Consider the following 9,459-nt stretch of genomic DNA (forward strand, 5'->3'; position numbering starts at 1 on the left):
TTGCCCCTAGGTCGGCCATCCGGAGGTGGAGCACGTCGACGCGTCCTGCGGCGCGCAGCAGGCGTCGGATGCCGCGGCGCACGCTCACCCGCAGCGGCCACGCCGCCGCTGAGCCCACCGGCGGCGAGCTCAGCGGGATGTGGCCGTACACGTGGCCGGTCTCGCCGCCGGCGACACGGAGCAGGTCGGGGCCCGCCTGGGCGGCCGTGCCGCGCGACAGGGTCAGCACGCGCTGGACAGGGGCGGGCTCGGCGACCAGCGCGTCGCCCAGTCGCACGAGCAGGGTGGCGATGCCGCCGTTGTCGCCGGAGCCCGCCGACGACAGCGACGGGTCGATGTCCGCGTGCAGGAACAGCTGGGCGACCGTGAGCCCCTCGCCGCTGTCACGGACGAGCGGGGCAGGCTCGGCGTCGATGAGGGCCAGCCGGGCGAGGTCGCCGAGGACACCGCCCTCCGCGACGATCTGCTCGAGCGTCGAGATCGCGGCGGGCTCGCCGCGCTGGCCGAGCGCGGCGACGGCCGCCTCGCGCACGGCGGTCGGAGCCGCGGCATCCGTCGCCCACGTCTGCAGCGGGCGCACGACGAGCGGGTGTCGCACCAGCCCCATCGTCTCGACCAGTCGGGCGCGCGCGTCATCGGGAAGGGTCCCGGTGCTCGCGGTCTCGAGGGCGACCGCGAGCAGTTCGGCCGCGCCCGTCGACCACTTCTCCAGCGTGTGCTGGGCGAGCATGCCGGCGAAGCCGCCTTCGGCGACGAGGCGCACCAGGCGCCCGACCGCATCCGGGCGTGCGGGCCGCCGGCCGAGGGCGTCGGCGGCGTGCTCCACGATGTAGGGCCGGGGCGAGGAGAGCAGGCTCGACAGCAGCCGTGCCGCCTCCTCGTCGTTCATCTCGGCCAGGGCGTGCACGGCCGCGATCGCGGCGAGATCGTCGTCGGCGGCGATGGCGGCCGAGAGCACACGCAGCGTGCGAAGCCCAGGGTCGCGGCCGGCTTCGAAGGCCAGGTCGTCCGCCGCGCGCATCGCCTCGATGATCGATCCGGATTCGGTGATGCGGTCCATCGCCGTCTGAATACCCATGCTGCCCTCCCTGCGGGCGCTGAGATAGCACCGTCTGGAATGGTACTGGGGTGAGCAGAAAAGAGCCTACGGTTGACAAGGCGCCGAACGTCGGCTCCGGATTCTGAGCAAAGGGTTAGCGTGAGCGTTCTCACCATCGGCGACATCGGCGTGCTGTCGGGCATGATCCATATCGGAGACGAGGCGATGTTCGAGGCGGCGCGCGACGAGCTCGCGGCCCGCGGTCTGAGCATCGTCGGCGTCTCGTCGTCGCCCGAGGAATCCGCCGCCCGCTACGGCGTGCCCTGCGTGCCGCGACTCGGTTTCGGCGGGCTCGAGCGCGAAGCGGCGGCTCGCCGCTCGGCGCTGCTCGTGGATGCTGCGGCGGGACGCACTGCGCTCGACGCCGACGACCCCGCCCGGGCGGTCCTGACCGCGCTCGACGACGCGTCGGGTGTGCTCATCGCCGGCGGCGGCAACCTCGCCTCGCGCTGGCCGGTGCACGTCTACGAGCGCACGACGCTCGCCGCGATGGCACGGGCCCGTGATCTGCCGGTCGTCGTGTCGGGCCAGACCTTCGGTCCCGATCTGGAGGATGCCGACGCGCAGCGCGTGGCCGACATGGTCCGCGCGGCCGCACGCACCGGTGTGCGCGAGCACGCGTCCGCTGAGCTCGCCCGCGGGTGGGGCGCACACGTGCACGCCGGCGTCGACGACGCCTCGTTCCTCGGCGGCGGACCGGTGGACGACGACGGTCCGGCCGCATCCGAGCGCGTGCTCGTGAGCCTGTCGGGCTGGTTCGCCGGACGTCCCGCCGACGAGGTCGAGAGCGGTATCGCGGCGCTGCTCGATCACGCCGCCGACGCGGTGGGACCCGTCGTCTTCCACGCGCACTTCGGCCCCGAATCCGCCGGTTCCGAGCCCGCCGGCGACGCGGCCCTGCACGAGCGGGTGCGGGCGCGGATGCGGCGGCCGAGCGAGGTCGCGCCCAGCGGCGATTCGCTCACCGCCGCGCAGCGTGCACGCACCTCGCGCCTGCTCGTGACCAGCCGCTATCACCCCGCCGTGTTCGCCGCGCCGGCGGGCGTGCCCATCGTCGCGCTGGCCGCAGACGAGTACACGCACATCAAGCTCTCCGGCGCGCTCGGCCATTGGGGTCAGGACGGCGTCGTCGACCTCGACGCCCTCGCCGACGCCCCCGAGCATCTGTCCCGGATCGCAGACTCCGCTGCTGCCGTGACCCGCGGGGCAGCCGAGCGCCTCGACGGGCACCGAGCCGACTCCGCCGCGTGGTGGGACGCGGTCGCCGACGCCCTGCGCTGACCCGCCCCGCCCCGACTGCGTCTCGCCCCTGACCGCGAGAAACCACTTCCCGCCTGAGACACACGCTCACACGTGGTGTCTCGGGCGGGAAGTGGTTTCTCGGCGGGTGGCGGGCTCAGCAGCCGTAGTACAGCTCGAACTCGTACGGGTGCGGACGCTGCGCCATCGGCAGGATCTCGTTGGTGTACTTGTACTCGATCCACGTGTCGATGAGCTCCTGCGTGAACACGCCGCCCTCGAGCAGGAAGTCGTGGTCGCGGCGCAGCGCCTCGAGGGAGTCGAGCAGCGAGTTCGGCACCTGCGGGATGTTCGCGGCCTCCTCCGGGGGCAGCTCGTACAGGTCCTTGTCGATCGGCTCCATCGGCTCGATGCGGTTCTTGATCCCATCGAGCCCTGCCATCAGCTGCGCGGCGAACGCCAGGTACGGGTTCGACGAGGCATCCGGAACGCGGAACTCGATGCGCTTCGCCTTCGGGTTCGAGCCGGTGAGCGGGATGCGGATCGCGGCCGAGCGGTTGCCGGCCGAGTAGGCCAGGTTCACCGGGGCCTCGAAGTGCTTCACCAGGCGGTGGTAGCTGTTCAGCGTCGGGTTCGTGAACGCGAGCACGGCGTGCGCGTGCTTGAGCAGTCCGCCGATGTACCAGCGCGCGATGTCGCTGAGCTGTCCGTAGCCCGCCTCGTCGAAGAACAGCGGCTTGCCGTCGAGCCACAGCGACTGGTGGGTGTGCATGCCCGACCCGTTGTCGCCGAACAGCGGCTTGGGCATGAACGTGACCGTCTTGCCCCACTCCTCTGCGGTGTTCTTGACGATGTACTTGAACTTGAGGATGTCGTCGGCCGCGCTGACCATCGTGTCGAAGCGGTAGTTGATCTCCTGCTGGCCCGCCGTGCCGACCTCGTGGTGCGAGCGCTCGAGGTGGAAGCCCGAGTCGATCAGACGCAGGGTCATGTCGTCGCGGACATCGGCCGTCTTGTCGACCGGGGCGACGGGGAAGTAGCCGCCCTTGAAGGGGGTCTTGTTGCCCAGGTTGCCGCCCTCCTCCTCACGACCCGAGTTCCACGCCGCCTCCTCGGAGTCGACCTTGTAGAAGCTCTCGCCGGAGGTGACCGAGTAGCGCACGTCGTCGAAGATGTAGAACTCGGCCTCGGGTGCGAAGAACGCCGTGTCGGCGATGCCCGTCGAGGCGAGGTACTTCTCGGCCTTCTTGGCGACCTGGCGCGGGTCCTTGCTGTAGATCTCGCCGGTGCGCGGGTTGTAGATGTCGAAGACCATCACCAGGGTCTTCGCCGCGCGGAACGGGTCGATGTACGCGGTCGTGACGTCGGGGATCAGCTGCATGTCCGACTCGTGGATGCTCGCGAAGCCGCGGATTGACGACCCGTCGAAGAGCTGTCCGTCGCGGAAGAAGTCGTCGTCGACCGTGGAGGCGGGGATGTTGAAGTGCTGCTGGACCCCGGGAAGGTCGGTGAATCGGATGTCGAGGAACTTGACGTCGTTCTCCTCGATGTAGCGGATGACCTCAGCGGGCTCTGTGAACATGTACGACTCCTGATCGGGTATCGGTTGCATCAACCTTACGCAGGTTATGCGCATGGAGTTTCTCAGCCGTGTCCGCTGTGTTTCGGGCATGTTACAGCCGCTCGGTAGGCTGAGGGGGTGAGTGACTACCCCGGTGAACGCCTCGGCATGCCCATCTCCGGACCGGGGAGCATCGCCCGCCCGGGCCGGCGGATCGGCGCTCTGCTGATCGACTACTTCGCGGCGACGATCATCGCGATCGGCTTCCTCGGGTACGACCCGCTCGAGCTGCCCGCCGAAGCCGGCTGGCGTCAGTTCGCACCCATGATGGTCTTCGCCGTGCTGCAGATCGTGTTCCTCGCCACCGCGAACGGCAGCCCCGGCCACCGGATGTTGGGCATGCGCGTGGTGCGTCTGGACGGCGCCTGGGTGGGGCTGTGGCGTCCCATCGTGCGAACGCTGCTGCTGGTGTTCGTGATCCCCGCGGTGATCTGGGATGCCGACCAGCGGGGCCTGCACGACAAGATCGCCGGCACGGTGCTGATCCGCGGCTGAGCGCCGCCGCGGGCCCGTGTCGGGTCAGCGGCCGCGGTTGCGGTTGCGCATCTCGCGCGGTGCGCGACCGCCGAGGAACGAGCGTGCCGGGTCGACGAGGAATCCCTGTCGCAGCGCCTCGCGGCCGATCAGCATCCGGAAGCCCATCTCATCGCGGTTGGTGAGGGTGACCTCGGCATCCACCTCCCTGCCGACCAGCCGCACCCGCATCGTGACGACGATGCGGTGCTCGGTGTGGCCGGACGAGCTGCGCACGGCGCGTCGATCGTGCACGCGCGTCTCGTGCACCACGGCATCGGCGGTGCTGTCCTGCCAGGGGTGCACGGCGAAGCGCACCCACTCCTCGCCGTCGCGTTCGAACTCGGTCACATCGAAGGCGTGCAGAGACGACGTGCGCGCGCCCGTGTCGATCTTCGCCTTGAGCCATTCGATGCCCAGATCCGGCAGCCCGACCCACTCCCGCCAGCCCGTGGACGTGTTTGAATGAGAGGCCCGTGTCACTCCTACATCCTGGCAGGAAACCTCTGTGAAGATCGCTGTTCTCTCGCGCGCCCCGCACTCGTACTCGACGCAGCGACTTCGCGCTGCGGCGCAGCAGCGCGGACACGATGTCAAGGTGCTGAACACGCTGCGTTTCGCGATCGATCTCACCGCTGACGCGCCCGACCTGTTCTTCCGCGGGAAGCAGCTCAGCGACTACGACGCGGTCCTGCCGCGGATCGGCAACTCGATCACCTACTTCGGCACCGCGGTGGTGCGTCAGTTCGAGCAGATGGACGTCTACACCCCGAACACCGCGAACGGCATCTCGAGCGCGCGCGACAAGCTCCGCGCCAACCAGATCCTCTCCCGGCACAACATCGCGATGCCGCCGACCGCGTTCGTGCGCAACCGCGCCGATGTGCGCCCGGCGATCGAGCGGGTGGGCGGCGCCCCGGTCGTCATCAAGCTGCTCGAGGGGACCCAGGGCATCGGGGTGATCCTCGCCCCGCAGGTGAAGGTCGCCGAGGCGATCATCGAGACCCTGCACTCGACGAAGCAGAACGTGCTCATCCAGAAGTTCATCGCGGAGAGCCGTGGCCGCGACATCCGCGCGCTCGTGGTCGGCGACCGTGTCGTGGCGGCCATGCGCCGCGTCGCGGACGGCGACGAGTTCCGCTCGAACGTGCACCGCGGCGGCCGGGTGGAGCCGGTGACCCTCGACCCGGTGTACGAGCAGACGGCCGTGCGCTCGGCTCAGATCATGGGTCTGCGCGTCGCGGGCGTGGACATGCTGGAGAGCGACGACGGCCCGCTGGTCATGGAGGTCAACTCCTCGCCCGGGCTGCAGGGCATCGAGACCGCGACGAAGCTCGACGTGGCGGGCGCGATCATCGACTACATCGCGAACCAGGTCGCTTTCCCCGACATCGACGTCCGCCAGCGACTGAGCGTCTCGACCGGATACGGGGTGGCGGAGCTGGCCATCCACGCCGGCGCGGAGCAGGTGGGCATGAAGCTCGGCGAGCTGGGCCTGTGGGATCGCGACATCACCGTGCTCACGCTGCATCGGGGTGTGAGCGTCATCCCCAACCCGCGCAAGCACGTCGAGCTCGAGGCCGAGGATCGCCTGCTGTGCTTCGGCAAGCTCGACGAGATGCGCTCGATGATCCCCGAGAAGCGCCGCCGCCGTCCGCGGGTGCGCCGGCTGCCCAAGGAGCCCCTGGGCGAGTGAGATGCACAGAACGGCCCCTCTCCGCGGAGAGGGGCCGTTCTGCTGTCCGAGCGCGGTGCGCGGCTCAGCGCGGACGCTGGGAGCGCACCCGGGTGGGGTCGATGCCCTTCGGGATCGGCAGCGACGACAGCGACTGCGACACCGACTCGATGCGGCGGATGACCGCGGCCATGGTGGCCTTGTCGATCGCCTTGGGCAGCTTCTTGATGGTCTTCGACAGGTCGGCGATGGCGACGTCGTCGTCGCCGTGGCCGACGTAGAGCACCGTGACCGGAACGCCGTGCGCGACGCGCTGCGCCTTCTGGCGCTCCTCGTTGATCAGACGGGTGAGCCGGCCGCGTGCGCCCTCGCCGACGATGACGATGCCGCCGCGACCGACCACGCGGTACACGGCCTCCTGCGTCTTCGGGTTGATCCCGACCGGGGTGTCGGATGCCGACCAGCTGCGTCCGAGGCTGGTGCTGAGCACATGGCCGCTCGCTCCGGGCATCCCGTCGATCTTCGCGTACATCGCGGTCGTCGACAGCCGCGTCATGAGGACCATGGCGCCGAGGATTCCGAACAGCAGACCGGTGAAGCCCCAGAGGATCAGGCCGAGCACGGAGGCACCGCTGATCAGGAAGCCGATGATCAGACCGATCAGCACGCCGGCGATGAGGATGGCGATCTGCGCCCACGGCAGCCAGCCGTACACGTCCCGCGTGAAACGGAACAGGGAACGGATCTGCGAGAAGAAGCCGGGCCGCTTCTCGGTGACGGGAGCACTCTTTGCCATGCGTACAGCCTACCGATTCCGGGGTGTGCGTTCTTCCTGCACATCAGGCGAGATCGGCGCGACCCTCCCCAGATCAGCTGTTCTCGGCGGCGGTCGGCCGTGCCGCGCGCTGAGATGGTCGGATGGACGAGACGCCAGCTCTGACGCCGGGGGCGCATCGTGCGATCCGGATGGTGGATGCGCAGGAATCGGCCTACGCCGGCGAGCTGATCACCGATGGTGAACGGCGTGCTGTCCGGGTGGATGCCGAGACCGTGAGCGAGCAGCTGTGGGCGATGGCCGGTGCGGAGCACGTGGCCGGGGTGCGGGACGTACTGCGCAGGTCCGACGGACACGACGCCGTGCTGCCCTGGTGCACGGATCGCATCGAGGTGCTCCTGGGGCGCCGGGAGGTCGCGGAGAGCGCTCTGTCGGCGGGAGAGACGGTGACCCTGGTCGGCAGCATGCTGCGCGGGATCGTGGAGGTGGGCGACCGCGACGTCACAGGTCAGTGGTGGCTCACCGACGAGACGCGTCCGGTGTTCGCGCCCGGCGAGGGCGTGGCCTGCGCGGAGTCGGCGGTGGCCCTCATCGCTCGGGTGCGGGAAGGATGCGCCGATCGCGCGATGAGCCGACTGCTCGACGAGATCAGCGTGGCGGCGCGTGATCCGCGTGTGGTCGTGCGGTCGATCGAGAGGTGGGAGCGCGAGCTGATGGAGCTCGCGGCGCCGTGCGTGCTGGTACGCGAGGTGGCTGCGCCCGAGCGGGTGGTCGCGATCGACGCGCATGCGGTGCGGCTGCGTCAGGATGCGGATCTGCTGACCCCGCAGCCGACCGCGCTGCACCGGGTGACGGATCGTCTGCTCGAGGCGGCACGCGGCGCCGTCGCGCTCGTGCGGACCCGGCTCGGACGCCGCCGGGGAGCGGCCGTGTCGCCAGGCCGCGCAGGGCGGCCGCCCGATCGCGCCCCACGCGGTCGGATGCTGATCCTCGGCGGGACGGCCGCCGCGCTCGTGCTCGTCGGGGGGCTGATCTGGCCGACACCGGAGCAGGACTCCGCGGCGACCGAGCAGATGACGGGGATCGTCGCGGCGACGGCGTCGTCGACCGCGGATCCGACGCCACCCGTTCCTGATCAGGCGACGCCGGTTCCGGATGCCGACCATGGGCAGGACACGGCGGTGCCCGGCACGCCCATGCCGGAGGCCGTGATCGACGGATCGGTCGAACAGCGCGCCGCGGCGCTGCTCACCCGCTTGGTCGCATGCGCCCGCGCCGGGGATGCGGTGTGCGCCGACGCCGTCGTGGACGGGTCAGGAGAGGCGGTGCAGCAGCGGCTGGCGGGGACGGATGCGCAGCGCACGATCACCGCGGTGGAGGACTACGGCGACGTGGCGGTGCTGCGACTCGGCCCGTCGGGCGAGCGCGGGGAGCAGATGCTCGTGCTCGTCATGCAGAAAGACCGATGGCTGGTTCGCGACGTGTACGACGTCGCGAACCAGCCATCGGATGAGGGCTGAGCGTGCTCAGATACCCAGATCCGCCGTGAACTCCGCCGACTCGAGGCGGGTCTTGATCGCGCCGAGGAAGCGAGCTGCGTCCGCTCCGTCGATCGTGCGGTGGTCGTACGAGATGGCCAGGTAGACGTACGAGCGGACCGCGATCGCGTCCACACCGTCGACCGTGACCACGCCGGGGCGCTTGAACACCACACCGGTGCCGAGGATCGCCGACTGGGGCAGGAACACCAGGGGCGTGTCGAACAGCGCGCCGCGCGCGCCCGTGTTGGTGATCGTGAAGGTGCCGCCGGCCAGCTCGTCCGGCTTCAGCTTGTTGTCCCGCGTGCGGGCCGCCAGGTCGGCGATCTCCTGGGCGATCTGGGCGATGTTCTTCGTTCCCGCGTCACGGACGACCGGGGTGAGCAGGCCGCGCTCGGTGTCGACCGCGATCGAGATGTTCTCGTTCGCGGGGTAGACGATCGAGTCGCCGTCGACGGTCGAGTTGATGATCGGGAAGGCCTGCAGCGCCTCGGCAGCGGCGAGCGTGAAGAACGGCAGGAACGACAGCTTCGCGCCGGTCTTCTGGTTGAACTCGTCCTTCTTCGCGTTGCGGAACGCTGCGAGCTTCGTGACGTCCACCTCGACGAAGGTCGTCAGCTGGGCGGTCTGCTGCATCGAGGCCACGGCGCGCTCGGCGACGACCTTGCGCAGACGCGACATCTTCTGCGTCGTGCCCCGCAGCGGCGAGACCTCGAGCGCGGGAGCAGCCGGAGCGGCGGCCTCGGCGGCCGGTGCCTGGGACGTCGACTCGGCGGCCTTGAGGACGTCCTCCTTGCGGATGCGTCCACCCACGCCGGTTCCGGTGACCGTCGACAGGTCGACGCCCTGCTGGCTGGCCAGACGGCGCACCAGCGGGGTCACGTACAGCGAGTCGGAGTCGGTGGAGGCGGGTGCCTGCTGTGCGGGTGCCTGCTGTGCGGGTGCCTGCTGTGCGGGTGCCTGCTGTGCGGGTGCCTGCTGTGCGGGTGCCTGCTGTGC

9 protein-coding genes are annotated in these 9,459 nt (G+C 70.1%); 4 read left to right on the plus strand and 5 right to left on the minus strand.

All coding sequences use genetic code 11. The features are described 5' to 3' along the window. Window positions 1-1,078 (minus strand): HEAT repeat domain-containing protein (locus H9633_RS13090; RefSeq protein WP_225211434.1); only part of this gene is annotated, 1,078 nt, incomplete at its 3' end. A gap of 120 nt (window positions 1,079-1,198) precedes the next feature. On the opposite strand from H9633_RS13090, the gene H9633_RS12600 reads away from it, so the two are divergent. Further along, a complete protein-coding gene (locus tag H9633_RS12600; RefSeq protein WP_191713381.1) occupies window positions 1,199-2,380 on the plus strand; it encodes a polysaccharide pyruvyl transferase family protein in 1,182 nt (393 codons plus the stop codon). Window positions 2,381-2,495: 115 nt separating this feature from the next. Here the strand turns inward: H9633_RS12600 and glnA are convergent, their stop codons facing one another. Further along, a complete protein-coding gene (gene glnA / locus H9633_RS12605; protein ID WP_071640450.1) occupies window positions 2,496-3,920 on the minus strand; it encodes a type I glutamate--ammonia ligase in 1,425 nt (474 codons plus the stop codon). A gap of 147 nt (window positions 3,921-4,067) precedes the next feature. On the opposite strand from glnA, the gene H9633_RS12610 reads away from it, so the two are divergent. Then, window positions 4,068-4,454: an RDD family protein gene (locus H9633_RS12610; protein WP_083428557.1), complete on the plus strand. Its 387-nt coding sequence runs from the start codon at window positions 4,068-4,070 to the stop codon at window positions 4,452-4,454. A gap of 24 nt (window positions 4,455-4,478) precedes the next feature. Here the strand turns inward: H9633_RS12610 and H9633_RS12615 are convergent, their stop codons facing one another. Further along, the gene (locus H9633_RS12615; RefSeq protein WP_191713382.1) at window positions 4,479-4,955 is read right to left on the minus strand and encodes an ATP-dependent zinc protease family protein; all 477 of its coding nucleotides are present in this window, start codon (window positions 4,953-4,955) and stop codon (window positions 4,479-4,481) included. A gap of 25 nt (window positions 4,956-4,980) precedes the next feature. On the opposite strand from H9633_RS12615, the gene H9633_RS12620 reads away from it, so the two are divergent. Then, window positions 4,981-6,168: a RimK family alpha-L-glutamate ligase gene (locus H9633_RS12620; RefSeq protein ID WP_191713383.1), complete on the plus strand. Its 1,188-nt coding sequence runs from the start codon at window positions 4,981-4,983 to the stop codon at window positions 6,166-6,168. Between the two features lie 64 nt (window positions 6,169-6,232). Here H9633_RS12620 and H9633_RS12625 read toward each other — a convergent pair whose 3' ends face one another. Then, window positions 6,233-6,943 (minus strand): DUF4191 domain-containing protein, encoded by a 711-nt coding sequence (locus H9633_RS12625; protein WP_191713384.1) that lies wholly within the window; start codon window positions 6,941-6,943, stop codon window positions 6,233-6,235. Between the two features lie 122 nt (window positions 6,944-7,065). Between H9633_RS12625 and H9633_RS12630 the strand changes: the two genes are divergently transcribed. Continuing rightward, window positions 7,066-8,442, plus strand: a complete 1,377-nt coding sequence (locus H9633_RS12630; RefSeq protein WP_191713385.1) for an FUSC family protein — start codon at window positions 7,066-7,068, stop codon at window positions 8,440-8,442. Window positions 8,443-8,448: 6 nt separating this feature from the next. Here H9633_RS12630 and sucB read toward each other — a convergent pair. Next, a partial coding sequence (sucB, locus tag H9633_RS12635) for a 2-oxoglutarate dehydrogenase, E2 component, dihydrolipoamide succinyltransferase (protein WP_191713386.1) occupies window positions 8,449-9,459 on the minus strand: 1,011 nt, incomplete at its 5' end.

Source organism: Microbacterium commune (assembly GCF_014836945.1).
Classification (GTDB): domain Bacteria; phylum Actinomycetota; class Actinomycetes; order Actinomycetales; family Microbacteriaceae; genus Microbacterium; species Microbacterium commune.

Coding starts and splice junctions, on each gene's coding strand:
- glnA (WP_071640450.1), bottom strand. CDS start 3,920: ATGTTCACAGAGCCCGCTGAGGTCATCCGCTACATCGAGGAGAACGAC.
- H9633_RS12610 (WP_083428557.1), top strand. CDS start 4,068: ATGCCCATCTCCGGACCGGGGAGCATCGCCCGCCCGGGCCGGCGGATC.
- H9633_RS12625 (WP_191713384.1), bottom strand. CDS start 6,943: ATGGCAAAGAGTGCTCCCGTCACCGAGAAGCGGCCCGGCTTCTTCTCG.
- H9633_RS12630 (WP_191713385.1), top strand. CDS start 7,066: ATGGACGAGACGCCAGCTCTGACGCCGGGGGCGCATCGTGCGATCCGG.